28 protein-coding genes are annotated in these 26870 nt (G+C 68.0%); 18 read left to right on the top strand and 10 right to left on the bottom strand.

Annotation, left to right across the window (positions count from 1 at the left end; genetic code table 11):
- Positions 1-1127, top strand: a 1127-nt coding sequence (gene eno / locus AC1DO7_RS24005) for a phosphopyruvate hydratase (RefSeq protein WP_477116641.1), incomplete at its 5' end; no start/stop codon positions are given.
- A gap of 174 nt (positions 1128-1301) precedes the next feature.
- On the opposite strand, the gene sodB is transcribed toward eno, so the two are convergent.
- Positions 1302-1883, bottom strand: a complete 582-nt coding sequence (sodB, locus tag AC1DO7_RS24010; RefSeq protein WP_441612694.1) for a superoxide dismutase [Fe] — start codon at positions 1881-1883, stop codon at positions 1302-1304.
- 161 nt (positions 1884-2044) lie between these two features.
- Positions 2045-3430 carry an exodeoxyribonuclease VII large subunit gene (gene xseA / locus AC1DO7_RS24015; protein WP_477116642.1) on the bottom strand — a complete coding sequence of 462 codons (1386 nt, stop codon included), beginning with the start codon at positions 3428-3430 and terminating at the stop codon, positions 2045-2047.
- A 1046-nt stretch (positions 3431-4476) separates the two neighbouring features.
- Here xseA and AC1DO7_RS24020 point away from each other — a divergent pair.
- The 7 genes from AC1DO7_RS24020 to AC1DO7_RS24050 all read left to right on the top strand — a co-directional run bounded on the left by AC1DO7_RS24020 (position 4477) and on the right by AC1DO7_RS24050 (position 9877).
- Positions 4477-5097, top strand: a complete 621-nt coding sequence (locus AC1DO7_RS24020; protein WP_441612696.1) for a MotA/TolQ/ExbB proton channel family protein — start codon at positions 4477-4479, stop codon at positions 5095-5097.
- Between the two features lie 16 nt (positions 5098-5113).
- Positions 5114-5542: an ExbD/TolR family protein gene (locus AC1DO7_RS24025; RefSeq protein WP_441643356.1), complete on the top strand. Its 429-nt coding sequence runs from the start codon at positions 5114-5116 to the stop codon at positions 5540-5542.
- A 195-nt stretch (positions 5543-5737) separates the two neighbouring features.
- On the top strand, positions 5738-6847 hold the full coding sequence (gene lpxK, locus AC1DO7_RS24030; protein WP_441612698.1) for a tetraacyldisaccharide 4'-kinase: 1110 nt from the start codon (positions 5738-5740) through the stop codon (positions 6845-6847).
- Complete coding sequence (locus AC1DO7_RS24035; protein WP_441612699.1) at positions 6828-7016, top strand: Trm112 family protein; 189 nt, start codon at positions 6828-6830, stop codon at positions 7014-7016. Before lpxK ends, AC1DO7_RS24035 begins: the two co-directional genes overlap by 20 nt.
- A gap of 47 nt (positions 7017-7063) precedes the next feature.
- Positions 7064-7873 carry a 3-deoxy-manno-octulosonate cytidylyltransferase gene (kdsB, locus tag AC1DO7_RS24040; RefSeq protein WP_441612700.1) on the top strand — a complete coding sequence of 270 codons (810 nt, stop codon included), beginning with the start codon at positions 7064-7066 and terminating at the stop codon, positions 7871-7873.
- A 366-nt stretch (positions 7874-8239) separates the two neighbouring features.
- Positions 8240-8905, top strand: coding sequence for an adenylate kinase (gene adk / locus AC1DO7_RS24045; RefSeq protein ID WP_441612701.1), 666 nt, complete (start codon positions 8240-8242; stop codon positions 8903-8905).
- Between the two features lie 213 nt (positions 8906-9118).
- A complete protein-coding gene (locus tag AC1DO7_RS24050; RefSeq protein ID WP_441612702.1) occupies positions 9119-9877 on the top strand; it encodes a 3-hydroxyacyl-CoA dehydrogenase in 759 nt (252 codons plus the stop codon).
- A 2-nt stretch (positions 9878-9879) separates the two neighbouring features.
- On the opposite strand, the gene AC1DO7_RS24055 is transcribed toward AC1DO7_RS24050, so the two are convergent.
- Positions 9880-10722 (bottom strand): helix-turn-helix transcriptional regulator, encoded by an 843-nt coding sequence (locus AC1DO7_RS24055; RefSeq protein WP_441612703.1) that lies wholly within the window; start codon positions 10720-10722, stop codon positions 9880-9882.
- Between the two features lie 203 nt (positions 10723-10925).
- Here AC1DO7_RS24055 and AC1DO7_RS24060 point away from each other — a divergent pair, with 203 nt between their 5' ends.
- Positions 10926-11684: a class I SAM-dependent methyltransferase gene (locus AC1DO7_RS24060; protein WP_477116643.1), complete on the top strand. Its 759-nt coding sequence runs from the start codon at positions 10926-10928 to the stop codon at positions 11682-11684.
- A 22-nt stretch (positions 11685-11706) separates the two neighbouring features.
- Here AC1DO7_RS24060 and AC1DO7_RS24065 read toward each other — a convergent pair whose 3' ends face one another.
- A complete protein-coding gene (locus AC1DO7_RS24065; RefSeq protein ID WP_441612705.1) occupies positions 11707-12612 on the bottom strand; it encodes a LysR family transcriptional regulator in 906 nt (301 codons plus the stop codon).
- Between the two features lie 95 nt (positions 12613-12707).
- Between AC1DO7_RS24065 and AC1DO7_RS24070 the strand changes: the two genes are divergently transcribed.
- The gene (locus AC1DO7_RS24070; protein ID WP_441612706.1) at positions 12708-13730 is read left to right on the top strand and encodes a bile acid:sodium symporter family protein; all 1023 of its coding nucleotides are present in this window, start codon (positions 12708-12710) and stop codon (positions 13728-13730) included.
- Between the two features lie 125 nt (positions 13731-13855).
- On the opposite strand, the gene AC1DO7_RS24075 is transcribed toward AC1DO7_RS24070, so the two are convergent.
- The gene (locus AC1DO7_RS24075) at positions 13856-15370 is read right to left on the bottom strand and encodes an N-acetylmuramoyl-L-alanine amidase (RefSeq protein WP_441612707.1); all 1515 of its coding nucleotides are present in this window, start codon (positions 15368-15370) and stop codon (positions 13856-13858) included.
- Positions 15364-15876, bottom strand: coding sequence for a tRNA (adenosine(37)-N6)-threonylcarbamoyltransferase complex ATPase subunit type 1 TsaE (gene tsaE, locus AC1DO7_RS24080; RefSeq protein ID WP_441612733.1), 513 nt, complete (start codon positions 15874-15876; stop codon positions 15364-15366). The genes AC1DO7_RS24075 and tsaE overlap by 7 nt, the downstream gene beginning before the upstream one ends.
- 16 nt (positions 15877-15892) lie before the next feature.
- Between tsaE and queG the strand changes: the two genes are divergently transcribed.
- The gene (gene queG / locus AC1DO7_RS24085; protein WP_477116644.1) at positions 15893-17086 is read left to right on the top strand and encodes a tRNA epoxyqueuosine(34) reductase QueG; all 1194 of its coding nucleotides are present in this window, start codon (positions 15893-15895) and stop codon (positions 17084-17086) included.
- Positions 17087-17091: 5 nt separating this feature from the next.
- Here queG and AC1DO7_RS24090 read toward each other — a convergent pair whose 3' ends face one another.
- On the bottom strand, positions 17092-17985 hold the full coding sequence (locus tag AC1DO7_RS24090; RefSeq protein WP_441612709.1) for an AEC family transporter: 894 nt from the start codon (positions 17983-17985) through the stop codon (positions 17092-17094).
- A gap of 168 nt (positions 17986-18153) precedes the next feature.
- On the opposite strand from AC1DO7_RS24090, the gene AC1DO7_RS24095 reads away from it, so the two are divergent.
- The 6 genes from AC1DO7_RS24095 (at position 18154) to plsY (ending at position 22834) form a co-directional block, all read left to right on the top strand.
- Complete coding sequence (locus AC1DO7_RS24095; RefSeq protein ID WP_477116645.1) at positions 18154-18780, top strand: chalcone isomerase family protein; 627 nt, start codon at positions 18154-18156, stop codon at positions 18778-18780.
- 144 nt (positions 18781-18924) lie between these two features.
- Positions 18925-19893 (top strand): tripartite tricarboxylate transporter substrate binding protein BugE, encoded by a 969-nt coding sequence (locus AC1DO7_RS24100; protein WP_441612711.1) that lies wholly within the window; start codon positions 18925-18927, stop codon positions 19891-19893.
- Between the two features lie 214 nt (positions 19894-20107).
- Positions 20108-20587: a methylated-DNA--[protein]-cysteine S-methyltransferase gene (locus AC1DO7_RS24105; RefSeq protein ID WP_441612712.1), complete on the top strand. Its 480-nt coding sequence runs from the start codon at positions 20108-20110 to the stop codon at positions 20585-20587.
- Positions 20584-21588, top strand: coding sequence for a site-specific tyrosine recombinase XerD (gene xerD / locus AC1DO7_RS24110; RefSeq protein ID WP_441612713.1), 1005 nt, complete (start codon positions 20584-20586; stop codon positions 21586-21588). Before AC1DO7_RS24105 ends, xerD begins: the two co-directional genes overlap by 4 nt.
- A 27-nt stretch (positions 21589-21615) precedes the next feature.
- Positions 21616-22107, top strand: a complete 492-nt coding sequence (locus tag AC1DO7_RS24115; protein ID WP_441612714.1) for an aminoacyl-tRNA deacylase — start codon at positions 21616-21618, stop codon at positions 22105-22107.
- Between the two features lie 115 nt (positions 22108-22222).
- A complete protein-coding gene (gene plsY, locus AC1DO7_RS24120) occupies positions 22223-22834 on the top strand; it encodes a glycerol-3-phosphate 1-O-acyltransferase PlsY (RefSeq protein WP_441612715.1) in 612 nt (203 codons plus the stop codon).
- Positions 22835-22914: 80 nt separating this feature from the next.
- On the opposite strand, the gene AC1DO7_RS24125 is transcribed toward plsY, so the two are convergent.
- The 3 genes from AC1DO7_RS24125 to AC1DO7_RS24135 form a co-directional block, all read right to left on the bottom strand.
- Complete coding sequence (locus AC1DO7_RS24125) at positions 22915-23208, bottom strand: GYD domain-containing protein (RefSeq protein WP_441612716.1); 294 nt, start codon at positions 23206-23208, stop codon at positions 22915-22917.
- Between the two features lie 66 nt (positions 23209-23274).
- Entirely contained in the window at positions 23275-24450 is a 1176-nt protein-coding gene (locus AC1DO7_RS24130; RefSeq protein WP_477116646.1) for a histidine kinase dimerization/phospho-acceptor domain-containing protein, read from the bottom strand.
- A complete protein-coding gene (locus AC1DO7_RS24135) occupies positions 24447-25178 on the bottom strand; it encodes a response regulator (RefSeq protein ID WP_477116647.1) in 732 nt (243 codons plus the stop codon). The genes AC1DO7_RS24130 and AC1DO7_RS24135 overlap by 4 nt, the downstream gene beginning before the upstream one ends.
- A 315-nt stretch (positions 25179-25493) precedes the next feature.
- Between AC1DO7_RS24135 and AC1DO7_RS24140 the strand changes: the two genes are divergently transcribed.
- Positions 25494-26870 (top strand): MdtA/MuxA family multidrug efflux RND transporter periplasmic adaptor subunit (locus AC1DO7_RS24140; RefSeq protein ID WP_477116648.1); only part of this gene is annotated, 1377 nt, incomplete at its 3' end.

Genomic DNA, 26870 nt, shown 5'->3' on the forward strand with positions numbered 1-26870 from the left:
ACCACGAACTGAGCGCCATGCTGGTCGGGTGCGACGCCGCCGACCAGTCCGCGGTGGACGGCCTGCTGCTGCAGGCCGACGACACGCCGGCCAAATCGCGGCTGGGCGCCAACGCGCTGCTCGCCGTGTCGCTGGCCACCGCGCGCGCCGCGGCGGCGTCCGAGGGCGTGCCGCAGTACCGGCGCTTCGGCAACCCGGCACGCTTTGTCCTGCCGGTGCCGATGATGAACGTCATCAACGGCGGCGCCCATGCCGACAACAACGTCGACATCCAGGAGTTCATGATCCTGCCGGTAGGTGCCGTCTCGTTCGCACAGGCCGTGCAGTGGGGGGCCGAAGTATTCCACGCGCTCAAAAGCGTGCTGCGCAAGCGCGGGCTTGCCACGGCAGTGGGCGACGAAGGCGGATTCGCGCCGGACCTGCCATCGAACGAAGCCGCGCTCGAGGCCATCCTCGCCGCCATCGATCTCGCCGGCTATCGCGCGGGAACGGATATCGTGCTCGGCCTGGATGTGGCCAGTTCGGAGCTGTACGAGAATGGCGTCTACAGCCTGGCATCCGAAGGCAAGCATTTCGACGCGGCGGGCTTTTGCGACTACCTGGGCTCGCTGGCGAAGGCCTATCCCATCGTCACCATCGAAGACGGTATGGCCGAGGACGATTGGGCCGGCTGGAAGCTGCTGACGCAGGCGCTGGGCCAGCGCCTGCAACTGGTGGGCGACGACCTGTTCGTCACCAGCACCGCTACCCTGGAGCGCGGGATCCGCGAGGGCATTGCCAACTCCATCCTGATCAAGCCCAATCAGATTGGCACGCTGACCGAAACGCTCGCGGCGATCTCGATGGCGACGGCAGCCGGATACACGGCGGTGGTATCCCACCGCTCGGGGGAAACGGAAGACACCACCATTGCCGACATTGCCGTGGGAACGTCGGCAACGCAGATCAAGACCGGCTCGCTCTGCCGGTCGGACCGGGTGGCGAAGTACAACCGGATTCTGCGCATCGAGGCGGAGCTCGGCGAGCTGGCGAGCTACGCGGGACGGAACGCATTCAGCACAGTCAGCGCGGCCTGCGCGAGCGCTGCCGCCGCCAGGCCGCAGCAGCGGGCCGCCGGGAGGCCGTAGCCGGCCATCGTCGACGGCGGGCAAAAAGAAGGCCCTCGCAATGGAGGGCCCTCTTCCTTGTACTACCTGCGCCAGGCTTCAGACTGCGGCGCGCCGTCTAGTCCGGCTTCTGGCAAACGGTCTCGCCGCTTGCCGGATTGCCTTGTCGCACCGCAGTCACGCGCAAACGCGCGCTCAGCCAGCGAAATTCTGGCCGGCGAAGTCCCAGTTCACGACGTTCCAGAATGCCTCGACGTACTTCGGACGGGCATTGCGGTAGTCGATGTAGTAAGCGTGTTCCCACACGTCGCAGGTCAGCAGCGGCTTGGCGTCGGTGGTCAGCGGCGTGGCAGCGTTGGAGGTCGAGACCAGGTCCAGCGAACCGTCGGCCTTCTTCACCAGCCAGGCCCAGCCCGAACCGAAGGTGCCGACTGCGGTCTTGGTGAACTCTTCCTTGAACTTGTCGAACGAGCCGAACTTGGCGTTGATGGCATCGGCCAGTGCGCCGGTCGGCTGGCCGCCGCCGTTGGGCTTGAGCGAGTCCCAGTAGAAGGTGTGGTTCCACACCTGCGCGGCGTTGTTGAAGATGCCGCCGGAGGACTTCTTGACGATTTCCTCGAGGGACGAGTTCTCGAACTCGGTGCCCTTGATCAGGTTGTTCAGGTTGGTGACGTAGGTCTGGTGGTGCTTGTCATGGTGGAACTCCAGGGTCTCCTTGGAGATGTGCGGAGCGAGCGCATCATGCGCGTAGGGCAGCGGGGGGAGAGTATGTTCCATTGTTCTGTCTCTGTGGGGTTGAAGATCAGTAATTCTCAGGAATTGTCGATTGTAGGGGACTTGCCAGACCCGCGCAAACGCGGAAAACAAAGCCCCCTCGATCATATTAGGTTCATCGATATGCGCTTGCTGTCGGTGCCTCGCCGACGCCCGCGGCGCGCCTACAGATCTGCCAGCCGCGGCTGCACGCTGGCGATGGCGGCGTCGGCCACGCCCTCGGCCAGGTGGACTTCGATGGTGCTGCCGGCGCGCAGCTCGGACGGTGAGCGCAGCGCGCGCCCGCGCTGGTCGATGAGCACGGCGTAGCCGCGTTCCAGCGTGCGTTGCGGCGCCAGCAGCTCCAGCGCGCCGGCGGCGCGCTGYCAGCGTTGGCCGGCGCGCTCGTGCTGGCGCTGGGTGGCGTCGCGCATGCGCAGCGCGGCACGGCGCAGCTCCGCCTGGGCCAGCGCCAGATCGGGGCGACCGGCGGCCCAGCGCATGGCCAGCACCTGCTGCCGGTGACGCTGGGCAGCCACGGTATCGCGCAGCGCACTGCGCAGGTGCCGCATGAGGTTGTCGACCTGCGAGCGGCGCTCCTGCAGTTGCGCCTGGGGGCTGCGCAGGCGGCGCGCCAGCCAGTCCAGGTTCTGGGCGCGGCGGTCGAGCTGGCGCTGCATGCACTGGGCCAGTGCGTGGCGTGCGCGCATGGCCTGCATCAGCATGTGGGCCCGGTCCGGGCTGACCAGCTCGGCGGCACCGGTGGGGGTGGGGGCGCGCACATCGGCCACGAAATCGGCAATGGTGAAATCGGTCTCATGGCCGACACCCGACACCAGCGGCACGGCGCAGCGCGCGATGGCCTGCGCCACGCTTTCCTCGTTGAACGACCACAGGTCTTCGATGCTGCCGCCGCCACGGCACAGGATCAGCACATCGCACTCATTGCGCGCGCTGGCCAGATCGATCATCGAGGCGATCTTGTCGGCGGCGCCCGCGCCTTGCACCGGCACCGGATAGACCACCACCGGCACGTGCGGCGCGCGCCGGCGCAACGTGCTGAGCACGTCGCGCAGTGCCGCCGCCTGCAGCGAAGTGACCACGCCGATGGTGCGCGGGTGGGCGGGCACGGCACGCTTGCGTTCCGGCGCGAACAGCCCGGCCTGCGAGAGCTTTTCCTTCAGGCGCAGGAACGCTTCGTACAGATTGCCGATGCCGGCGCGGCGCATGGCCTCCACGCCGAGCTGGAGTTCGCCGCGTGCCTCGTACATCGACACCAGCGCGCGCACTTCCACCGCCTCGCCTTCGCGCGGCGCAAAGTCCACATGCTGATTGCGCCCCCGGAACATCACGCAGCGGATCTGGGCGCGCGCGTCCTTGAGCGAAAAGTACCAGTGCCCGCTCGCAGCACGCGTGAAATTGGAGATTTCGCCCCTTACCCAGGTCAGCGGAAAGTTGCGCTCGAGCACCTGCGCGATGGCATGGTTGAGCTCGCCGACGGGAATGGCTTCGCGCCCGCCACCGGGTGCCATGGGCTGTGATTCACGCGAAAAGTTCAGCGGTTCGGGCATGCGGCGCGGCCGCGCAAGCGGCGTGGAATTGACATGTCCACAGCATAACCGGTCTGTCAAGCCTCTTGGTGCAAGGAGGCCCTGCGACCCGCAAAGCCGCATGACTTGACACAAGCCTTTGATTCTTATGTGGTTTCTTCCGTCTTATTTTTTAGGCAATGTAAGCAAACCMCTTATGCGTCAACGACTTACCGGCTGCACCCCCGGCTTGTTCACAAAGTTATCCACAGGAACTCTGGACAACCTGAATGTGTGGCTCCTGCCTGTGGATTACTTTGCCGCCGGGGGCCACGCGCCTGTGGGCAATCCGGAAAAGCAGTCGCGTCGCCGTGGAAAAGGCTCCCGGCATCACAAACGTCGCCCGACACGAATCTGTCACGAAACCGCAGGCTTTTCGCCCCCTGCCCAATTTTTAATCAGGAAAGTTAGTTTTATTTGTAATCAATGACTTATCCTGTTTTCCAGCCAGTTTTCCACAACCCGTCCACAAGCCTGTCCCGGCCGAATGTGGAAAATGAGAGACATGGGTGATTTTTTTGCGATTCGTGCCCGCGACGACCCTTATCCGCCCTGTCTGGCCCCCACTGCACATTATTTGAGCAGCACATAAAATAGGTTTTCCATTCAATGACTTAGGGTCGTTTCCAGGCAGCTGTCCACAACCGGTCCACAATCCTGTCCTGCTTTTATGTGGACATCCGTAAACCCCACCGCCGCCGGTTTCCATCTCGTGGAAGGAGGTCCGCATCACAACCTGGCTGCCTGTTTTTTAGGCTGCCAGGGATTTTTCCTTTTGAATCAATAACCTGACAGGCTTGTCAGGCAGCTGTCCACAATCCATCCACAGCACTGTCCCGCCTGGATGTGGACATCCCGCCGGGCGACGCCAGGCTGCGGCGATGCGCCGCCGATACACCACGGTCCAGCGTCTTGCCGCGCCACGCCGCCGCGGGTTAGAGTGGCGCCTGATTTTTTCCAACAGAGCCAGCGCGCGTACGGCTGCAGCGGCTGGCCTGCAAACAAGCCGTCGAATTTCGGGGTTCCACGTGTTTTCCATCATTCAAGCGGCCGGCTGGCCGATCTGGCCCTTGTTGATCGCCTCGGTCATCGCCCTGGCGCTGGTCGTCGAACGGTTCCTCAGCCTCAAGCGCAGCAAGGTGCTGCCGCCCAGGCTGTATGAGGAGGCGCTGACGGTGGCGCACCAGCGCCGCGCCACGCCCGAGGTGGTAAGCACGCTCGAACAGAATTCGCCACTGGGCCGCGTGCTGGCGGCGGGCCTGCGCCACGTCGTGCTGCAGCCCCATACCTCGCGCGACGCTGCCAAGGAAGTGGTGGAAGAAGCCGGCCGCGCGGTAGCGCACGAGCTGGAGCGCTACCTGAATGCGCTCGGCACCATCGCCTCGGTGGCGCCGCTGATGGGCCTGCTGGGCACCGTGATCGGCATGATCGAGATCTTTGGCAGCCAGGGCGGCTCCGGCGCCAGCCCAGAACAGCTCGCGCACGGCATCTCGGTGGCGCTCTACAACACCGCCTTCGGCCTGATCATCGCGATTCCCGCGCTGATCTTCTGGCGCTATTTCCGCCGCCGCGTGGACGACTACGTGGCCGAGCTGGAATTCCGCGCCACGGCGTTCCTGGATGCCATCCTGCCGCAGCGCCGGGCCTAATGCGCTACTGACCGCCATGCACTTCCGTTCCCGCCAGAGGCGCGAAGAACCCGAGATCAACCTGATCCCGCTGATCGACGTCCTGCTCGTGATCCTGATCTTCCTGATGATCACGACCACCTATTCGCGCTACACCGAACTCCAGGTCCAGTTGCCCACCGCGGATGCCGAGAAGGCCCAGCAGCGCCCGGGCGAGATCGTGGTGACGGTATCGGCCAAGGGCGTCTACGCCATCAACAAGCAGGTCATGGACCAGCAGGACGTGACCAGCCTCGCCGCGCGCCTGCGCGAGGTGGCAGGTACCGGCAGCGGCCAGCCGCCCGTGCTGATCGTCAATGCCGACGCGCAGGCCAGCCACCAGTCGGTGATCAATGTCATGGAAGCCGCGCGCCTGGCCGGCCTGTCGCGCCTGACCTTCGCCACGCAGAGTTCGCAGGCGCGCTGAGCCGGCGCCGGGCCGGCGCTGCGCGAAGGCCGGCAAACCCCGGCCTTGCCGTGGGCGCCTCAAGGTGCCCATAATGGTTGGATAAGCCGGGCGCGACACGCTGCGCGCCGCGGCCCGCCCGGAGTGCCGCGTTATGCCGCGCTCTCTTTCGCGCCCCCCCTTTCACCGTTACCGCCCGTCCTTTCCCGACGCCACATGCCCGCTCCCCGCCACGCCCTAGCCGACTTCGTGACCGCCCAGTGGCAGCGCCGTGGCTGGTTCGCCTGGCTGATGCTGCCCCTGTCGTGGGTGTTCGGCCTGGTCAGCGGCTGGCGCCGCCTGGCCTACCGGCGCGGCTGGTACCGCTCCACGCGACTGCCCATGCCGGTGGTGGTGGTCGGCAATGTCACGGTGGGCGGCACCGGCAAGACCCCCGCCGTGATCGCCCTGGCCCATGCGCTGGCTGAGGCCGGCCTGCGCCCGGGCGTGGTCTCGCGCGGCTACGGCGTCAAGCTCAGGCATCCGCGCCGGGTCAAGCCGACCTCGCAGGCCAAGGACGTCGGCGACGAGCCGCTGCTGATCGCGCGCGCCGCCGATGTGCCGGTATGGGTCTTCCCGGACCGCGCGCTATGCGCCCAGACCATGCTGGTGTCCCATCCCGGCGTCAATGTGCTGCTGCTCGACGACGGCCTGCAGCACTACCGGCTGCAGCGCGACTTCGAGATCGTGATGTTCGACGCGCGCATGGGCGGCAACGGCTTCCTGTTGCCGGCGGGCCCGCTGCGCGAGCCGCTGTCGCGCCGTCGCGACGCCACCCTGATCAATGACCCGGAATTCCGTGCCAGCCCGGCCCGGCCAGAGGTCTACGGCATGCGCCTGGAGCTGGACGAAGCCTGGCAGCTGGCCGACCCGACCATGGCGCGTCCGCTGTCCGCGTTCGCCGGGCAGCGCGTGCTGGCCGCGGCCGGCATCGGCAACCCGGAGCGCTTCTTCGCCAGCCTGCGCGCGGCCGGCCTGCAGCCGGACACCATGCCGCTGCCGGACCATTACGACTTCGCCGAGGACCCTTTCGCCGACGATCCCGTCGCGCGCGCGGCTGACGCCATCCTGATCACGGAGAAGGATGCCGTAAAATGCGAGCGCCTCAGCGACCCGCTCGATCCGCGGATCTGGGTCGTTCCCACCACGCCCGTGATCGACGCGGGCCTGATCGACAAAATTCGCCGCGCTGTCGCCGCGCATGCCCAGTCCGCCTCCGGCGCGGCAGGTGCAGCGGCCGCCGCAGGCCACACCAAGGAAACACGAGATGGACAACCGGCTGCTTGAAATCCTGGTCTGCCCGCTCTGCAAGAGCAAGCTGGAACACGACCGCGCCGCCCAGGAGCTGATCTGCCAGGTCGACAAGCTGGCCTACCCGATCCGCGACGGCATTCCCGTGATGCTGGCCGACGAGGCCCGCCAGACCGTGCCGGGCCGGCTGGTCTCGCCCGAATAAGCATCGAACGCCCATCGAACGCCATCCAAGCACGCCAAGCACGCGCCATGTCCCTGCCCGCCTTCACTGTCGTCATTCCGGCCCGCCTGGCCTCGACCCGGCTGCCCAACAAGCCGCTGGCCGATATCGGCGGCAGGCCCATGATCGTACGCGTGGCCGAACGCGCCCACGCGAGCTCCGCCGCGCGTACGGTGGTGGCCACCGATGCGCCTGAAGTGGCGGCCGCCTGCGCCGCGCATGGCATCGAGGCCTTGCTGACACGCTCCGACCATCCGTCCGGCACCGACCGCCTGGCCGAAGTGGCCACGCTGCTGGGCCTGGCCGATGACGCCATCGTGGTCAACGTGCAAGGCGACGAGCCGCTGATCGAGCCGGGCCTGATCGACGAAGTGGCGCTGCACCTGGCGCACCATGCCGATTGCGCCATCGCCACCGCCGCCCATCCGATCGGCGAGATTGCCGAAGTCTTCAATCCCAATGTGGTGAAGGTGGTGTGCGACGCCGCCGGACGCGCGCTGTATTTCTCGCGGGCGCCGATTCCCTGGGCGCGCGATGCCTGGGCCGGTGTCCCCGCGCAGGCCGCCGCCACGGCCCAGGTGGCGCTGCCGGGCATGCCGGTGCTGCGTCACATCGGCCTGTACGCCTACCGCGCCGGCTTCCTGCGGCGCTTCCCCACGCTGGCGGCGGCGCCGCTGGAACAGGCCGAGGCGCTCGAGCAGCTGCGCGCGATGTGGCATGGCGAGCGCATCGGCGTGCTGCAGACCGCCGCCGCGCCCGCGCCGGGTGTCGATACGCAGGCCGACCTGGAGCGCGTGCGCGCGCTGTGGGCACAGTCGATGGCGCAGGAAGGTCCCTGAAGTCACATCCGAGCGGGCCGGACCGCCCGCCGCCGATACCGGCACGGCATCACCGGCACAAGTGTCATGACAGTTCTCACCACGGCTGCAGGCCGTTTTCGCGCCGCCTCATGGCATAATGCTCGACGATACAGAGCCGTCGGGCGCCAGGCGCCCGGCCAAGGCTCGGTGGGAGATGAAAGAGCGAGCCCGTCCGGTACCCGTCCGCCGCCATCGGTAGCGGCCAACAGCGTACCGGCCGTCAACAGACCAGACTCCGATCCGAGGCGTGCCGCACTTGCGGCGCGGTAAGCCTCGCGTCAAGTTTCGGCGTTACCCTCCTTCTATCCCCCGCCTTACCAGATTCAAAACTCTGAGGACCCGTAAATGCGTTTGATCCTGTTGGGCGCGCCCGGCGCCGGCAAAGGCACGCAAGCCCAGTTCATCTGCGAGAAGTTCGGCATCCCGCAAATCTCCACCGGCGACATGCTGCGCGCGGCGGTGAAGGCAGGCACGCCGCTCGGCGTGGCAGCCAAGAAGGTGATGGACGCAGGTGGCCTGGTGTCTGACGACATCATCATCGGCCTGGTCAGGGATCGCCTGCAGGCGGCCGACTGCAAGGGTGGCTACCTGTTCGACGGTTTCCCGCGCACCATTCCCCAGGCCGAAGCCATGAAGGAAGCGGGCGTGGCGATCGACTACGTGCTGGAGATCGACGTGCCGTTCGACGCCATCATCGAGCGCATGAGCGGCCGCCGGGCACACGTAGCCTCGGGCCGTACCTATCACGTCAAGTACAACCCGCCCAAGGCCGAAGGCCTCGACGATGTCACCGGCGAGCCGCTGATCCAGCGCGACGACGACAAGGAAGAGACCGTCAAGAAACGCCTGGACGTCTACTCGCAGCAGACCCGTCCGCTGGTGGACTACTACTCCAAGTGGGCCGCCGAGGGCGATGGCACCGCCAAGGTCGCGCCGCCGCAGTATCGCAAGATCGCGGGCGTGGGCAGCGTGGACGACATCACCGCGCGCGTGTTCGACGCACTGAAGTAAGCGGCAGCAGCGGCGCCCGCGCCGCGCCACCGGGAAAAGGCAGCCTTCGGGCTGCCTTTTTCATTTGCGGCGCCGGCGTGCGGGCGATGCCGGCGATGCCGGCGGGACGACCATCGCTGACTCTCGATTGACGTTTACGTAAACGTTATGCCAACATGCCGATCCAACGGCATTGCAAATTCCGAACCCCGAGATCGAAGGAGAGAGACAGGCATGGAAATCCGCGACAACGTATTCATCGTCACCGGCGGCGCGTCGGGCCTGGGCGAAGGCAGCGCCCGCATGCTGGCCGCGGCCGGCGGCAAGGTCGTGATCGCCGACCTCAACGAAGCCGCCGGCGCGGCGCTGGCCACCGAGCTTGGCGGGCGCTTCGTGCGCTGCGACGTCACCAGCGAGGCCGATGGACAGGCCGTGGTGGCCGCCGCCACCGCGCTCGGCCGCCTGGCCGGGCTGGTCAACTGCGCCGGCATCGCCACCGCCAACAAGACGGTCGGCAAGAACGGCCCCCACCCGCTCGACGCCTTCGACAAGACCATCCGCGTCAACCTGATCGGCACCTTCAACATGATCCGGCTGGCTGCCGCGGCCATGGTGCAGAACACGCCCGACGCCGAAGGCGAGCGCGGCGTGATCGTCAATACCGCCTCGGTGGCGGCCTTCGACGGCCAGATCGGCCAGGCCGCCTACGCCGCCTCCAAGGGCGGCGTGGTGGCCATGACCCTGGCCATCGCGCGCGACCTGTCGCGCGACGGCGTGCGCTGCATGACCATCGCGCCCGGCCTCTTCGAGACGCCGATGCTGCTGGGCATGCCGCAGGAAGTGCAGGACGCGCTCGGCAAGATGGTACCGTTCCCGCCGCGCCTGGGCCGCCCGGCCGAGTACGCCAAGATGGTCGGCGCCATCCTCGGCAACACCATGCTCAACGGCGAGGTGATCCGGCTCGACGGCGCCATCCGCATGCAGCCGAAGTAAGTTCAGCCGGCGCTGTGCGCCGGCATCAGCATCACTAGCGTCAATCCCGGCGCGGCGGCCGGCACCAGCGTGAGCTGCTCGAAATGCAGCAAGCCGCGCCGCGGATGGAGGAAACCGCGGCGGCCGCCCTGCCGCTCCTCCACATCCTGCGAGACCCAGTCCGCGCGAAAGGCCGGGCTTTCGGCCAGCAGGCCCTCGACCAGCGCCCGCGTGGGTGGATCTTCGGCATGGCGGATGCTGTGGGCGCGGAATTCCGCCACCAGCCGGGCCGCCCGGTGCGGCCAGTCTTCCACCAGCGCCTGCAGCCCCGGCGACAGGAACATGCTGCGCAACAGGTTGCGCTCACTGCTGGCGTCGTCCAGCCATCCCACGAACAGGTCCGCCGCCGCGGCATTCCACACCAGTGCGTTCCACTGCCGGTCCAGCAGGTAGGCCGGGCCGCTGATCGCTTCCACGCTCGCCATCACGGTCGCCGGCACGTGCGTGTCCTGTGCCTGCATCGGGTCGCGGCGGCCGGCCAGCTCGAACAGATAGGCACGTTCGGCACGCGACAGCCGCAGCGCGCCCGCCAGGCCGTCCAGCGCACGCGCGGACAGCGCTACCGGGCGCCCCTGCTCCAGCCATGTCACCCAGGTGGCGCTCAGCCCCGCCAGTTGCGCCAGCTCTTCCCTGCGCAAGCCCGGCGTGCGCCGCCGCCGGCCCGGGGCCAGGCCGACTTCGGACGGTGCCAGCCGCTCGCGGTGCGCACGCAGGAAACGCCCGAGCACGGCTTCGCGGGTTAGCTCGCGCTCACTGGCGGCGTCATTCGGGGCAGCGGCTTCTGCAAGTGGCGTGGTGTCGTTCATCAGGTCGTCGGGGCAGGCCCTGGTCGGTATCCAGTAGAAGCTGGTGCGTTTTATACCAGGATAAATCGGTGACTTGTACCGGGAAAACAGCCTGCTACAGTACGTCGAAGCCACCTGAAGGGCAAGTCCCGCCGGGTGGCCTCCAGATTCCCGGTCCCCGGTCACCAGAACCCACCAGCGGCCAGCGCCGCCAGGAGAACCCCATGCAACAACAAGACCTTGTCGCCGCCCAGTTCGGCGCGACCGCCAGCGCCTACCTCACCAGCGCGGTCCACGCCCAGGGCGCGGACCTGCAGCAGCTGGCGCGGGCGCTGGCGGACATCCCCGCGGCGCGCGTGCTCGACCTGGGTTGTGGCGCCGGCCACGCCAGCTTTGCCGCGGCGGGCGCCGCCGCCGAAGTGACGGCTTACGATCTCTCGGCCGAGATGCTGGCGGTGGTGGAAGCCGCCGCGCGCGACAAGGGCCTGGGCAATATCGTCACGCGCCAGGGTGCGGCGGAATCGCTGCCGTTCGAGGATGCCAGCTTCRACGCCGTGATCTCGCGCATGAGCGCCCACCACTGGCGCGACGTGCCGGCGGCGCTGGCCGAGATGCACCGGGTGCTCAAGCCCGGCGGCAGGGTCGTGCTGATCGATATCGCCGGCGCCGAGGATCCCTTGCTCGACACCTGGCTGCAGTCGGTGGAACTGTTGCGCGATCCTTCCCATATCCGCGACTACACCGGCCGCGCCTGGCTGGCGATGCTGGCGACCGCCGGCTTCGCGGCCAGCGTGTCGCCGGTGTGGCGGATCGAACTGGAATTCGCCAGCTGGGTGCAGCGCATGCGCACGCCCGAGGTGGCGGTGGCGGCCATCCGGCACCTGTGGCAGCTGGCGCCGGCGGAAGTCCGCGACCACTATCTTGTGCAGGCTGACGGCAGTTTTGCGCTGGAGGCCGTGATGGTGACGGCGACGCGCGCCTGAACGCCGGCCGGGCCCAACCAGCCTACGGCATGGCGGGCTCGGCCGGCAGCGGCAGGCTCTGCACCATCTGCCAGACCGCCGCCGCGGAGGGCGACAGCGAGCGGTCCTCGCGGCACACCATGACGATGCGCCGCTCCTCGCGCGGCGTGAGCGGGCGCCACACCAGCGGCGACGCCGCCGGCAGCGGCAGCGAGAACGACGGCAGCACCGAGGCGCCGATGCCGGCCTCGACCATGCCGAACACGCTGGCCGAATGCCCCAGCTCCTGCACCACGCTCGGCGCCACGCCGTGGCTGGCGAAGATGCGGTCGATCAGCGGCCGGCTGCCCGAGGCGAAATCCAGCAGGACCAGCGGCATGCCGTCCAGCGCGCTCCAGGGCACCGACTCCGCGCTGGCCAGCGGATGGTCGCGCCGGCAGACGAAGCAGAACGGGTCGGTGGCCAGCGGCGCGATGGTCAGCCCCTCGCGCGCCAGCGGGTCGATCAGCACGCCGAAATCCACCGCGCCGGCACGGATCTGCTCGAGCCCGTCGGCCTGCACGTTATCGCGCACGCTCAGGCGGATGTCCGGGTACTGGCGCGCGCAGGCGGAGACGTAAAGCGGCATCAGGCGCGCCGAGATCGTGGGTGCGCTGGCAATCACGACCCGCCCGCGATAGCGCTCCCCCAGCTGGCGTGTTTCTTCCAGTGTGTCGTCGAGCTGGCCTAGCAGGCGCTCGATGGCCGGCGCCAGCGCCTGGCCCGCCTCGGTCACCACCACTTCGCGCGTGGTCCGGTCGAGCAAGCGCACGCCAAGTGCTTCTTCCAGCTCAGCCACGCCCCGGCTGACGGCGGGCTGGGTCAGCCCCACGGCATCAGCGGCACGGCTGAAGCTGCCGTGCCCGACCACGGCGAGGAACACCCGCAACTGGCGCAATGTGTAATTCATGCGTTTATGAGATCAATGAATGCGATAAATGAATTTGCATTCTAGGCTGCGGTGGCGTCCAATACTAGGCGAAACCCTTATCCAACACTGCTGTCATGTCCGCCATCCTCTCACCCTTCAAGAAAATCTACGACCTGATCGACGGTTTCGTCCTGATCATGCTCACCGCCATCGGCATYGCGCTGCTGGCGCCCCAGCTCGGCACCGGCGACGGTCCGCTGCACCTGGGCCTTGTCACCAATCTGGGCGTGGCGCTGGTGTTCTTCCTGCACGGCGCGGCGCTGTCGCGCGACAAGCTGGTGGCCGGCGCGCGTCACTGGCGCCTGCATGCGTTCGTGCAGACCTTCACCTATATCGTCTTCCCGGTGGTCGGGCTGGCGCTGATGTTCGGCCTGCGCCATATGCTGCCCGCCGAGCTGCTGCTGGGCGTGTTCTACCTGTGCGCGCTGCCGTCGACGGTATCGTCCTCGGTGGCGATGACATCGATGGCGCGCGGCAACGTGCCCGGCGCCATTTTCAACGCCACCATCTCCGGCCTGATCGGCATGGCCGCCACCCCGCTGCTGATGGGCCTGGTGATCAGCGCCAGCGGCGCCTCCATGCCGCTGGGCAAGGCGCTGATGGGCGTGGCGCTGCAACTGCTGCTGCCGTTCGCACTGGGCCAGGCGGCCCGCCCGCTGATCGCCAGCTGGCTGGCCAAGAAGAAGCAGGTCACCAACAAGATCGACCGCGGCGTGATCGTGCTGATCGTCTATTCCTCGTTCTGCGACGCCACCGCCGCCGGCCTGTGGCGCAAGTACAACTGGGAAACCATCGGCGCGGTGATGGTCCTGGCCGCCGTGCTGCTGCTGGTGATCCTGGCCACCACCACCTTCACCGCGCGCCGCCTGGGCTTCTCGGTGGAAGACGAGATCACCGCGGTGTTCTGCGGCTCCAAGAAGAGCCTGGCCAACGGCATCCCGATGGCCAAGATCCTGTTCGCCGGCCATCCGGCGCTGGGCCTGCTGGTGCTGCCGCTGATGGTCTACCACCAGTTGCAGCTGATCGTCTGCTCGGTGATCGCCTCGCGCTACGCCAACCGCGACGCGCTCCCCGATGGCGCCACCGCACGCGCGTAAGTCTTCGCGCACAAGAGTCTTCGCGCACAAGAGTCTTCGCGCACAAGAGTCTTCGCGCACAAGGCAAAATGGCCGGCGGATGCCGGCCATTTTGCTTTCTGGCTGCCTTCCGGCGGCTCCCCGCCCTACACCGACGGATTCTTCGACAGAGGCGGATTGCGCGCGAAGTAATTGCGGATGCCGCGCAGGATGGCGTTGGCCAGCTGCTCCTGGTGGTTCTCGTCGTTGAGCTTGCGCTCCTCTTCGGGGTTGCTGATGAAGGCGGTCTCGACCAGGATCGAGGGAATGTCCGGTGCCTTCAGCACGGCAAAGCCCGCCTGCTCCACGCTGCCCTTGTGCAGCCTGTTGATGCCGCCGATTTCCGCGAGCACCGCCTTGCCCACCTGCAGGCTGTCGTTGATCTGCGCGGTGGTGGACAGGTCCAGCAGCACGCGCGCGACCTGGGCATCCTTGTTGCCCATGTTGGCGCCGCCGATCAGATCGGAGGCGTTCTCCTTGTTGGCCATCCAGCGTGCCGCGCTGCTCGACGCGCCGCGCTCGGACAGCGCGAACACGGAGGCCCCCTTGGCTTCCGGCGACAGGAAGGCATCGGCGTGGATCGACACGAACAGGTCGGCCTGCACGCGGCGCGCCTTCTGCACGCGCACGTTCAGCGGCACGAAGAAATCGGCGTCGCGCGTCATCATGGCCCGCATATTGGGCTGCGCGTCGATCTTGGCGCGCAGGCGGTGCGCGATCTGCAGCACCACGTCCTTCTCGCGCGAACCGGACGCGCCGGTGGCGCCGGGGTCTTCGCCGCCGTGGCCCGGGTCGATCGCCACCGTCAGCAGGCGGCGCATCTTGAAGGGCCGGTCGGCCGGCGCATTGTTGGCCGGCAGCGCGGGCGGCGCATTGTTCTGCGCCAGCGGCGGCACGGGCGGCGCGCCTGCCGTGGGCGGTGTGGCGGGCGCCTGCGGCCTGGGCCGGTTCGCCGCCATCGGCGGCAGGGCCGGCACCGGATTGGCGCCCTTGTCGTCGAACTTGCGCACCAGCGCGCCGATGGCATCTTCCTCGCCCGTGGCGGGCGCGCCGGACACACCATCGGCGCCCGCCGGCGGCGGCGTCGCGGCAAAGCGGCGCTGCTTGTCCTCGGTGTCGCGCACCAGCTTCCACAGCGGATCGGGCGGGTTGACCGGGTAGAGATCGAACACCAGGCGGTTGCGGTAGCTGCCGATCGGCGCCAGCGTAAACACCTGCGGCGAGACGTCTTCCTTCAGGTCGAACACCAGCCGCACCACGCGCGGGCGGTTCTGCCCSACGCGCACGGTCTGGATATAGGGGTCATTGGAGGTGACCTTGGCCACCAGTTCGCGCAGCGTAGGCGACAGGTCCAGGCCATCGATGTCCACCACCAGGCGGTCGGGGCCGTGGACCATCTGGTGCACGGCGGCCAGCGGCGCATCGGACTCGATGGTGACGCGGGTGTATTCCTCGGCGGGCCAGACGCGCACGGCCACGATGCCGGCGCCGAAGGCGATCTGAGGCCCCGCCAGCGTCAGCACCACGCTGCCGGCGCCGGCCTTGAGACACTGCGCCAGCCATTTACGGCGGGCCAGCAACAATTCATCGGGACGGTCGGTAGCGAGTCGCTTGATCAGCATGCGCAAAGCAGGGTAAGTCCAGTCTGAGTATAGGCACGAAGCGTAACCATCCGACGCTCCGCAGCATCGTCGGCGTCGCTTGTGTCCGATTGGAGCAACAAGTGAAGGTCGGGTTCCCCGAGCAGCCGGCCGGCTTTCTCCGGCCACTCGACCAGGTTGACGGCGGGTTCGGCGAAACAGTCGCGGAACCCGGCATCGGCCCATTCCTCCGGATCGGCGAAACGGTACAGGTCGAAGTGGTAGACGGTCAGCGGCGAGCCATCCGCGCGCGTGACCGCGTACGGCTCGCACAGCGTGTAGGTGGGGCTGCGGACCTTGCCCTGATGGCCGAGCGCGCGCAGGATCGCGCGCGACAGCGTGGTCTTGCCCGCGCCAAGATCGCCCGACAGCTGCAGGTGCACGGTCTGCGGCGGCAACGCGCGCGCCGCGCCGGCCAGTGCCGCGCCCAGCCGCGCGGTGGCGGCTTCGTCTGGCAGGATCAAGGTGCGTTCTTCGAGCAAGGGCATTGCGTACAATTCGGGAATGATCGACCGTGCAACCCAGGCGCCAGCCGCCACCCAACCTCCTCCCGCCAGCGGCGGCGCCCGTGCGGACGCCGCGCGGCTGGATGCGCTGGCGCGCTCGATCCGGACGTGGGGCGCGGAACTGGGCTTCGACGCGGTCAGCATCGCCGAAGTCGACCTGAGCCGGGCGGAAGCGGGGTTGATGGCGTGGCTGGCACAGGGCTACCACGGCGACATGGATTATATGGCCAACCACGGCCTGCGGCGCGCCCGCCCAGCCGAACTCGTGCCCGGCACGGTACGCGCCATCGTGGCGCGCATGCCTTACCTGCCGGCTTCCGGCGAAGCCGACTGGCGCGGCCACGAACTGGCCCGGCTGGACGATCCCGCCACCGCGGTGATCTCGCTCTATGCGCGCGGCCGGGACTACCACAAGGTGCTGCGCAACCGCCTGCAGCAGCTCGCCAGCCGCATCGAAGCCGCCATCGGCCCGTTCGGCTACCGGGTCTTTACCGACTCCGCGCCGGTCATGGAGGTGGCGCTGGCCACGCAGGGCGGACTGGGCTGGCGCGGCAAGCATACGCTGCTGCTGGACCGGGACGGCGGCTCGATGTTCTTCCTCGGCGAGATCCTGGTCGACGTGCCCTTTCCCGCCGACCAGCCGCTGGAGCCCCATTGCGGCAGTTGCCGCCGCTGCATCGACATCTGCCCGACCCAGGCCATCCTCGAACCGTACCGGCTCGACGCGCGCCGCTGCATTTCCTACCTGACGATCGAGCACAAGGGCGCCATCCCCGAGCCGCTGCGCGCCCCCATGGGCAACCGCGTGTACGGGTGCGACGATTGCCAGCTGGCCTGTCCCTGGAACAAGTTTGCCCACCGCGCGACGCTGCCTGACTTCGACGTGCGCAATGGCTTCGGGGCGCCCGACATGGTCACGCTGTTCGGCTGGACGGAAACGGAGTTCAACCAGCGACTCGAAGGCAGCCCGATCCGCCGCATCGRCCACGAGCGCTGGCTGCGCAACCTGGCGGTGGGCCTGGGCAACAGCCTTCGCGCAGCCTGCGAGACCGGCGACGCCGCCCTCGCCGCGCGCATCCGCGCCGCGCTCGGCGCGCGCCAGGCCGACGCCAGCCCGCTGGTGCGCGAGCATATCGGCTGGGCGCTGGCGCAGGATGTGGGCGCCGACGCGCCGGCCTGCATCGCGGATTGAGCCGGCTAACTGACCAGCGACAGCCAGAACGGCGTCGTGACGATGGCGGCGATGGTCATCACGGAGATGGTGGCCGCCACCATCGGCCCGTTGCCGCCCATGCGCACGGCCAGGATATAGGCGCTCGACGCCGTCGGCAGCGAAGCGAACAGCACCACGATCTGCGACTGCAGCTCCGTCAGCGGGAGCATCCGCCCCACCGCCCACGCAAAGCACGGCATTGCCAGCAGCTTGACCCCGCTCCACCACGCCATCGGCCCGACCGCGCCGGAGGCGCCGCGCATCTGCAGCCCGGCGCCCACCGTGATCAGCCCCAGCGCGGTCGATGCCGAGCCCAGCCGCGTCAGCGTCGTCGCCAGTACCTCCGGCGGATGCAGGCCCAGCAGGTTGGTCAGCAAGCCGCCCGCGGTGGCCAGGATCAGCGGGTTGCGCGCGATTTCGCGCCACACGCGCGCCTCGCCGTGACGGGCCAGGGCCCAGACCGCCACCACATTGCACAGCGGCACCGTGCAGCCGACGATCACCGCCATCATGGCCAGGCCCTCGCTGCCGCCCAGGCGCGCGGCCAGCGCCAGCCCGATATAGGAATTGAAGCGGAAGGCGGTCTGCAGGCCGGAGGCGAAGTCGACCGGCGCGGGCCGCAGCGCCCACTTGGCCGCGTATCCGCCAGCCATGCCGAAGGCAGTGGTCATCACGGCCAGCCCGAGCATGGCCGAAGTCGACGAAAAGTCGAACTTGGCGCTGTTGGTGGACTGCAGCAGCAGCGCCGGGAAGAGGACGAAGTACACAAGGCGTTCGACGCCGGACCAGAACGCGCGGTCGAACGACGTGTAGCGCACCAGCAGCCAGCCAATCAGGATGAGGCTGAARTCCGGCACCAGCAGCAAGGCAAAAGACATTGTCTCGTTTTATTTTTCGTGATGGCCGCCGCGCCGGTGGCGGCCAGGTTCCGGCCATGGGAAGGGACGGAAGGATGGCATCGTCATGTGCCGACTAGGGCAGATACCAATTGGTATTGTTCCAGAATTCGCCCAATATGGCACGTTCCGTCGTACCGTCCACGCCTCATGTTGCCCCGTCGTACCCCGTCCGCGCGCGCCCTGCTGCGCCATCGCGCAAGCCAGCTGGCGCTCGTCCTGTGCGCAGGCGCGGCGCTGGCCCTGCCGGCGCCGCACGCGCGCGCCGGCGAGATCGAGGGCATGCGCATCGACGACGCAACCCGCGTGGGCGGCAAGGAATTGCAGCTCAACGGCACCGGCCTGCGCTCTGGCTTTGTCATCAAGGGCTACGTGGCCGCGCTCTACCTGCCGGAGAAAGCCCGCAWCGCCACCGTGGTGCTGGGTGTGCCCGGCCCCAAGCGGCTGCAGATCCGGCCGCTGCGCGAGGTAAGGTCGGAGGCATTCTTCAAGGCGCTCAACCAGGGCATCCGCGAAAATCACAGCGAGATGCAGGTGCTGCGCCTGTCGGACCGCATGCTCCAGCTACGCCAGACCATGGAGCAGATGGGCACCGCCCGCAAAGGCGACGTGATCGACTTCGACTTCTCGCCCGACGGCGGCACCGTGGTCGCCATCAACGGCACGCCACGCGGCAGGGCAATTCCGGGCGAGGACTTCTACCAGGCCGTGCTGCGCATCTTCCTGGGCGACCATCCGGTCGACCGGGATCTCAAGCGCGGGCTCCTGGGCGGCTGAACGCCGGCGGACCGGCAACGCCGCACGGCCCGCCGCCACAACTCACGCCGCCGGCCACACCGCCCCGCCACCGCGGGTGCCTGGCCGGCGTTCTTCACCTTGGGCGGATATCCCCGCCCGGTCTTTGATGGGAAACACGATCTCATGCACACAAGCAAGATTGCACTGGCCCTGAGTCTGGCAGTCGCCGCGTCGGTCGCGCAGGCACAGAGCTTTCCGACCAAGCCGATCCGCCTGATCATCCCGTTCGCCCCGGGCGGCACCACCGATATCGTGGGCCGCGGCGCGGCCGACCAGATGAGCCGCATCCTGGGCCAGCCGGTGGTGGTGGAGAACCGCGCCGGCGGGGGCGGCTCGATCGGCGCGGACGCCATCGCCAAGTCGCCGCCGGACGGCTACACCATCGGCATCTCCACCGTATCGACGATGGCGGTCAACCCGGCCTGCAATCCCAAGCTGTCCTACGACCCCATCAAGGACTTCAAGCCCATCACCAACCTGGCCAACGTGGCCAATGTGATCGCGGTCAACCCGAACTTCCCTGCCAAGGACTACAAGGAGTTCCTGGCCGCGCTCAAGGCGCACCCGGGCAAATACTCGTTCGCCACTTCGGGCACCTGCGCCTTCGGCCACATGCTGGGCGAGCAGTTCAAGGTCTCGACCAAGACCTTCATGGTCCAYATCCCCTACCGCGGCGCGGGTCCCGCGCTGAACGACGTGCTGGCCGGCCAGGTGCCGATCATGGTGGACAACCTGCCCTCGTCGATGCCCTATATCAAGGCCGGCAAGCTGCGCCCGATCGTAGTGGCGTGGAACAAGCGCCTGGACTCGCTGCCCGATGTGCCTACCTTCGGCGAAATGGGACTGAAGGAGCCGAACGACCCCGCCTGGTACGGCCTGGTGGCCCCGGCCGGCACGCCTGACGACGTCATCAAGAAGCTCAACGACGCCGCCGTCAAGGCCTTGCAGGACAAGGACTTCCAGCAGCGCCTGCGCGCCGCCGGCGCCGAGCCGTCGGGCAACACGCCGGCGCAGCACGCGGCCGAGATCAAGAAGGAGTTCGACAAGATGAAGAACCTGGTGAAGGTGCAGAACATCAAGCTCGAACAGTAAGCGCAAGGCAAGCCAGGCAAGCCTGCGCCGTGGAAGGTCTTGCGCCCATTTCCGACGAAATGGGAAGGAGAGACAACACGCGACAGGCTATCCCTGCCGGCAACGCAAGGGCTTCCCGAGGGAAGCCCTTTTTCATTGCGGCGGCGCCATGCACTAGAATCCGGAATGGCCCGCAAGGCCATCCGTTCCGTCCCTGCATCCCGCCCGGCCAACCATGCATTCCATTTTCGACGCCATCCTCGCCGCGCCTTTCGGCAAGGTCGGCGTGCGCACCGAGGGTGACTTGATCCGCGAGATCGTCTACCTGCCGGACAGCATGCCCCTCATCGCGCCCGCCAGCGCCGTCGCAGAACGCCTGGCGCGGCAGCTCGAGGCCTACTACGCCGATCCCGACGCCCCTCTCGATGTGCCGCTGGCGCCGGCGGGCACCGGGTTCCAGCGCCGCGTGTGGCAGGCCATCGCCGCGGTCCCGCGCGGCAAGACCACCACCTACGGCGCGATGGCGCGGGACATCGCCAGCGTACCGCGCGCGGTCGGGCAAGCGTGCGGCTCCAATGTGTTCCCGCTGGTGATCCCGTGCCACCGCGTGGTCGGCGCCGGCGGCCTCGGCGGCTTCGCCCACCACAGCGAAGATGGCTACCTGCTCGAGACCAAGCGCTGGCTGTTGCGCCACGAAGGCGTGCTGCTGATATGAGCGGACTCCCCACCGACGACACGGACGTCGCCCGCGGCGGCGCCGCCCACGCGGGCGACGAAGCCAGCGATGACGCCATCGACGAAACCATTGACGAAGCCGCGCTGCTGGCCGACCTCGACCTGGTCGGCCGTTTCTGCGATGCGCTCTGGCTCGAGGACGGCCTCTCGCAGAACACCATCGACGCCTACCGGCGCGATCTCGCGCTGCTCTCGCGCTGGCTGCATGCCAATGCGGTGTGCGCGCTGCTCGAGGTGAACGACGAAGCCCTCAGTGGTTACATCGCCTCGCGCCACCTGGAGACGCGCGCATCGTCGGCCAACCGGCGGCTCACGGTGTTCAAGCGCTTCTTCCAGTGGGCGCTGCGCGAGCACATGATCACCGCAGACCCCTGCCTGCTGCTGCGCCCGGCCAAGCAGCCGCCGCGCTTTCCCAAGACGCTGAGCGAAGCGCAGGTGGAAGCCCTGCTCGAGGCGCCCGACACCGGCACCCCGCTCGGCCTGCGCGACCGCACCATGCTCGAGCTGATGTACGCCAGCGGCCTGCGCGTGTCCGAGCTCACGCAGATGAAGACCGTGGAGGTCGGCCTCAACGAAGGCGTGGCACGCGTGGTCGGCGGCAAGGGCAACAAGGAGCGGCTCGTGCCGTTCGGCGCGGAAGCCGGCGACTGGCTGCGCCGCTACCTCGCGCAGGGCCGCCCCGCCCTGCTCGGCGAGCGCGCCTGCGACGCGCTGTTCGTCACCCAGCGTGGCGACGGCATGACGCGCCAGACCTTCTGGCACCTGATCAAGCGCCATGCGCGCGAAGCCGGCATCCACGCCCCGCTGTCACCGCATACGCTGCGGCATGCCTTCGCCACGCACCTGCTCAATCACGGCGCCGACCTGCGCGTGGTGCAGCTGCTGCTAGGGCACGCCGACATCTCCACCACGCAGATCTACACCCATGTCGCGCGCGAGCGCCTGCGCGAGCTGCACCAGCATCACCACCCGCGCGGCTGAGCGACGAAACCGCCAGTTCACCGAATCATGAGCAAGTCCAAACACGTATCCGAAACCCCTGCCACCCAGTTCCTCAGGCAACATGGCGTGGCCTTCGGCGAGCATGCCTACGACTACGTGGAGCACGGCGGCACCGGCGAATCGGCGCGCCAGCTCGGCGTGCCGGAACACGCCGTGGTCAAGACGCTGGTCATGGAGGACGAGAAGGCGCAGCCGCTGATCGTGCTGATGCATGGCGACTGCTCGGTCTCCACCAAGAACCTGGCGCGCCAGACCGGCCGCAAGAGCGTGCAGCCATGCAAGCCGGAAGTCGCGCAGCGCCACAGCGGCTACATGGTGGGCGGGACATCGCCCTTCGGCACCCGCAAGCGCATGCCGGTGTATGTGGAAGCCGGCGTGCTGGCGCTGGAGAAGATCTATATCAACGGCGGCAGGCGCGGCTATCTGGTCAGCATCGCGCCCGGCGTGCTGACCGAGCTGGCGGGTGCGGTGGCGGTGGAATGCGCGCTGCCCGACTGAAAGCACCCGGGCGGGCCGTGCCGCAAAGACGGTGCTCCGGTATTGGGGAAGTCACGGAACTGAACCGGCGCCGACCGCGCTACAATCCGCCCAGCCTCAAATTCCCGTTTCCCACATGGCCAACCTGATTCTCGCTATTTCCGCCTACCTGATCGGCTCCATCTCCTTCGCCGTCGTGGTCAGCAAGGCCATGGGCCTGCCTGATCCGCATACCTATGGCTCCGGCAATCCCGGCGCCACCAACGTCCTGCGCAGCGGCAACAAGAAAGCCGCGGTGCTGACGCTGATCGGCGACGGGCTGAAGGGCTGGCTGGCGGTCTGGCTCGCGCAGCATTTCGGGCCGGCCTACGGCATCGGCGACACCGGCGTCGCGCTGGCGGCGGTGGCGGTCTTCCTGGGCCACCTGTTCCCGGTGTTCTTCGGCTTCGCCGGCGGCAAGGGCGTGGCGACCGCGGCCGGCATCCTGTTCGCCATCGACCCGCTGCTGGGACTGGGCACGCTGGCCACCTGGCTGATCATCGCCTTCTTCTTCCGCTATTCATCGCTGGCCGCGCTGGTGTCGGCGGTGTTCGCGCCATTCTTCTACGTGTTGATGTCGGGCATCGACGTGATCGCCGGCGCGGTCTTCGCGATCGGCGTGCTGCTGGTGGTGCGCCATCGCCAGAACATCGGCAACCTCCTGGCCGGCAAGGAAAGCCGGATCGGCGACAAGAAAAAAGCAAGCTGACGCGCCGCCTCGCCAGCCCCCATGAAAAAGCCCGCTTCGCGCGGGCTTTTTCATGGGGGCCGCGGGTCGGAGCGACCCGTTCACGGCATCTTGGCAAGGATCTTATCCATCTCGTCCGCGGAGAAGGCGCGCAGGGTCTGCGAGCGAACATTGCCGGCCGCGCCCAGGGAAAGTCCAAACGCGGTCATGGTGGCTTCGTCGGGGGCGGAAAAGGTCGCCACGAGGTCATATTTGCCGAGCGTCCAATAGATGTCTTTCATCTCGATACCGCAGGTCTTCGCCATTTCGCGAACGGCGGCGGCACGCCGGGTTGTTTCCTTTACGGTACGGATCCCCTGATCGGTGAAGTTCAGTAGGGTGACAAAAGTTGCCATGATGCGTCTCCTGATCGACTGGAACGGCACGATGCGCCGCCTGGGCGGGCAGCGCGGGCAAAGYCGTCAGGAGCAGCAATCTCTGTACCATGCGAGCCGGCGCGCGCCCCGCACGGCACCGGCGCGGGCCCGCACGAAGGGCAGCGTGACCTTCTCCATGGCGTCCGGCGGGATGCCGTCGCCCTCGTCCTCCACCACCATGTGCCAGCCGTCGGCCTGGCGCGAGGTGGCCAGGCGCACCGGCGGCGCGCCGTAGGAATAGGCGTTGTCGACCAGGTTGCCGACAATGCGGTCGAGCTGGGTGGCGATCATCCGGAAGCCCTCGCCCGCCGTCAGCGACAGCTCCACTGTCTTGTCCTGCTCTGCCAGCGAAGCGGCCAGTTCGCCGAGCCGGCGGTCAACCTGGACCGGACGCGCGGCCGGCTCGCCGCTCTGCGCGAAGGTGAGGAACTGCTCGACGATGGCAGACATCGATTCCACATCGCGCGTCACGCCGGCCGCCGCCTTGGGATCGGCGAGCATCTCCGCGCGCAGGCGCAGCCGCGCCAGCGGGGTCTTCAGATCGTGCGCGATACCGGCCAGCATGGTGTTGCGCTCCTGGTCGATGCGCGTCAGGTCGGCCATCATCCGGTTGAAGCGCACGATCAGCTGGCGCAGCTCGTGCGGGCCGCGCTCGCGCAGCGGCTCAACGCTGTGCTGGCGCGACAGCTGCTCGGCCGCCGCCGCCATGTCGCGCACCGGGCGCTGGATCTGCCAGGCGATCAGCAGTGCCACCGCCATGGCCACGCCGACCACCAGGATCACGCCCGGCACCAGGCGGTTGTCCGGGGGCGGGTTGAGCACCCACAGCACCGGCATGGCTATCCAGTCCTGGCGCTGCGGCAGCTTGACCCAGATGCGCGAGGTTTCCTCCTCCTCCAGCCGCACCTTGCTGCCGGCCGGGAGGCGCAGCGCGAACTGCTCGACCAGGCGCCGCGCGCGGCCCTTGGCCGCCACGGTGTGCTCCGCCGCGCTGGCTTCGCTGGCCACCTCGACCAGGCTGGGCAGCGGCGCGGGCGGCTTAGCGGCGAGCGCGCGCTGGATACTGTCGAACTGGAACAGCATCTGCTCGACCGAATAGTCCACTTGCTGCTGTCGGCGGTCCATGCGCAGGATTGCCAGCCAGGAGAAGTGGCTCAGCACCAGCACGGCGGCGATCAGCAGTGCGATGCGGCCGAACAGGGTATCGATGCGCAGTTTCATCGTGGTATGTCGTCGGCTCCGTCGGGCACGAAGGTATAGCCCCGGCCACGCACGGTCTGGATATAGCGCGGCCGCTGCGCGTCTTCGTCGAGCAGGCGGCGCAGGCGCCAGATCTGCACGTCGATGCCGCGGTCGCTGATGCCGCTCGCCGAGCCGTACATCAGCTCCACGACGCGCTCGCGCGAGAGCACTTCCAGCGGGTGCGTCAGCAGCAGCTTGAGCAGCGCGAATTCAGTGTCGCTGATCGGTACGGCCTCGCCCCCGCGCACCAGCGAGCGCTGGCGGAAATTCACGCGGAACGGCCCGAAGGTCAGTCCCTCGCGGTCCTCCGGCGCGGATGCCGGGCGCGCCAGCTTGCGGCGCAGCACGGCATTGATGCGCGCCAGCAATTCGCGCGGCGAGAACGGCTTGCCGAGGTAGTCGTCGGCGCCGATCTCGAGGCCCACGATGYGGTCGATCTCGTCGCTGCGGGCGGTCAGCAGGATCACCGGGATATCGTCGTTCTTGGCGCGCAGGTTGCGTAGCGCGGTGAGGCCGTCGACCTTGGGCATCATCAGGTCCAGCACGATCAGGGCCGGACGCTCGCGCTCCAGGCGCGCCTGCAAACCTTCGCCATCGTGCAGGACCGACACGGCAAAACCTTGCTGGCTGAGGTATTCGCGCAGCAGGTCGCGGAGTTCTGGATCGTCGTCGACGACCAGGATCTGGGTAGGCTGATTGGCTCGCATAAGCAGATGATAGCTAGGCTGGGCGCGGCAATCCGGGCGAATTGTTTCAGGGCATTACACCCGGGCCACTGGTAATGATCTGTAAGAAAGGCCGTCGGCAATGAAACATCGACGGAATCAAGGCGCATTATGCTTCGCTTATGTTTGCTGCCACCGGCGCCGCCGGAGCGCGCGGCACCGACCTGAAGCAGCCGGCACGACGTGCCGCCACGTGCCCTTAGCGGCATATGCCGATGGCATTGCGGCATACTTCTGCCTCTTCCACCCCGAATATCGAACAACGCGTTTCGTCGCGTCGCATCCCAGGAACCGGTCATGGCCAACCCCGAAGAAAATCAACAGGCTAAGCTGCCACCGTCCGGCAAGCCGGTCTCGCACCGCCGCAAACTGATCGCCGCCGCGCTGATCGTGCTGCTGGCCGGCGGCGGCTGGTACTGGTATCACCATCGCACCGCCACCAACGCCGATGCCCAGGGCGGCGCGGCCGGTCCCGGCGCGCGTGGCGCCAGCGGCCCCGGCGGACGCGGGGGTCCCGGCGGCGCCGGCGCCCAGCGCTCGCCGGTCGTGGTCAGCACCGTGGCCAGGCGTAATATGGACGTCATCCTCAACGGCCTGGGCAACGTGACGCCGGTGGCCAACGTGACCGTGCGGGCCCAGGTCTCGGGCCCGATGCTCAAGGTCCTGTTCAAGGAGGGCCAGATGGTCAAGGCCGGCGACGTGCTCGCCGAGATCGACCCGCGCCCGTTCCAGGCCACGCTGGACCAGGCCGTGGGCACGCTTGCGCGCGACCGCGCCCTGCTGGAAAACGCCCGGCTCGACCAGAAGCGCTACCGTACCCTGCTCGGCCAGGATTCCATCTCCAGCCAGCAGGTCGACACCCAGGATGCGCTGGTGCGCCAGTACGAAGGGCTGGTCAAGACCGACCAGGCCAATGTGGACAGCGCGCGCCTGCAGCTCGGCTACACCCGCGTCCTGGCCCCCGCATCCGGGCGCATCGGCCTGCGCCAGGTCGATCCGGGCAATATCGTCAGCACCAACGATACCAACGGCATCGCGCTGATCACGCAGATCCAGCCGATCGCCGTGCTCTACACGATCCCCGAAGACAACCTGCCGTCCGTACTCAAGCGCCTGCACGCCGGCGAGGACGTCGCCGTGCAGGCCTGGGACCGCCAGGCGCGCAACCTCCTGGCCGAGGGCAAGCTGCTGACCACCGACAACCAGATCGACACCACCACCGGCACGGTCAARCTCAAGGCGATCTTCCAGAACACCGACGGCATGCTGTTCCCCAACCAGTTCGTCAACGTGCGCACGCGCGTGGACACGATGGAAGACGCCACCGTGGTGCCGGTGGCGTCCATCCAGCGCGGCCAGCAAGGCACCTTCGTCTACGTGGTGGACGACACCAGCAAGGTCAAGGTCCAGGTGGTCACCCTGGGACCCTCCGATGGCATCCGCACGGTGGTGACCAAGGGCGTGGAGCCAGGCCAGCGCGTGGTGGTGGACGGCGCCGACCGTCTCAAGGAAGGCATGACGGTGGAAGCGGTGGMCCCGGCGGCGCGCGCCGCCTCGCTGGTTCCGGCCAGCCAGCCGCGCGGGCGCGGACGCCGCCGCGAAGGCGGCTGGGGCGGTGCCAGCGGTGCCAGCGGTGCCAGCGGCGCCGGCGCCTCGGGTGCACAGGGCGAAGGC

This window comes from Cupriavidus sp. 05N40, from assembly GCF_056397305.1.

What these genes read in the sequence shown, in the direction of transcription:
- sodB (WP_441612694.1), bottom strand. Translation starts at nt 1,883, where the DNA reads ATGGAACATACTCTCCCCCCGCTGCCCTACGCGCATGATGCGCTCGCT.
- AC1DO7_RS24025 (WP_441643356.1), top strand. Translation starts at nt 5,114, where the DNA reads ATGCACTTCCGTTCCCGCCAGAGGCGCGAAGAACCCGAGATCAACCTG.
- lpxK (WP_441612698.1), top strand. Translation starts at nt 5,738, where the DNA reads ATGCCCGCTCCCCGCCACGCCCTAGCCGACTTCGTGACCGCCCAGTGG.
- AC1DO7_RS24035 (WP_441612699.1), top strand. Translation starts at nt 6,828, where the DNA reads ATGGACAACCGGCTGCTTGAAATCCTGGTCTGCCCGCTCTGCAAGAGC.
- kdsB (WP_441612700.1), top strand. Translation starts at nt 7,064, where the DNA reads ATGTCCCTGCCCGCCTTCACTGTCGTCATTCCGGCCCGCCTGGCCTCG.
- adk (WP_441612701.1), top strand. Translation starts at nt 8,240, where the DNA reads ATGCGTTTGATCCTGTTGGGCGCGCCCGGCGCCGGCAAAGGCACGCAA.
- AC1DO7_RS24050 (WP_441612702.1), top strand. Translation starts at nt 9,119, where the DNA reads ATGGAAATCCGCGACAACGTATTCATCGTCACCGGCGGCGCGTCGGGC.
- AC1DO7_RS24055 (WP_441612703.1), bottom strand. Translation starts at nt 10,722, where the DNA reads ATGAACGACACCACGCCACTTGCAGAAGCCGCTGCCCCGAATGACGCC.
- AC1DO7_RS24065 (WP_441612705.1), bottom strand. Translation starts at nt 12,612, where the DNA reads ATGAATTACACATTGCGCCAGTTGCGGGTGTTCCTCGCCGTGGTCGGG.
- tsaE (WP_441612733.1), bottom strand. Translation starts at nt 15,876, where the DNA reads ATGCCCTTGCTCGAAGAACGCACCTTGATCCTGCCAGACGAAGCCGCC.
- AC1DO7_RS24105 (WP_441612712.1), top strand. Translation starts at nt 20,108, where the DNA reads ATGCATTCCATTTTCGACGCCATCCTCGCCGCGCCTTTCGGCAAGGTC.
- xerD (WP_441612713.1), top strand. Translation starts at nt 20,584, where the DNA reads ATGAGCGGACTCCCCACCGACGACACGGACGTCGCCCGCGGCGGCGCC.
- AC1DO7_RS24115 (WP_441612714.1), top strand. Translation starts at nt 21,616, where the DNA reads ATGAGCAAGTCCAAACACGTATCCGAAACCCCTGCCACCCAGTTCCTC.
- plsY (WP_441612715.1), top strand. Translation starts at nt 22,223, where the DNA reads ATGGCCAACCTGATTCTCGCTATTTCCGCCTACCTGATCGGCTCCATC.
- AC1DO7_RS24125 (WP_441612716.1), bottom strand. Translation starts at nt 23,208, where the DNA reads ATGGCAACTTTTGTCACCCTACTGAACTTCACCGATCAGGGGATCCGT.
- AC1DO7_RS24130 (WP_477116646.1), bottom strand. Translation starts at nt 24,450, where the DNA reads ATGAAACTGCGCATCGATACCCTGTTCGGCCGCATCGCACTGCTGATC.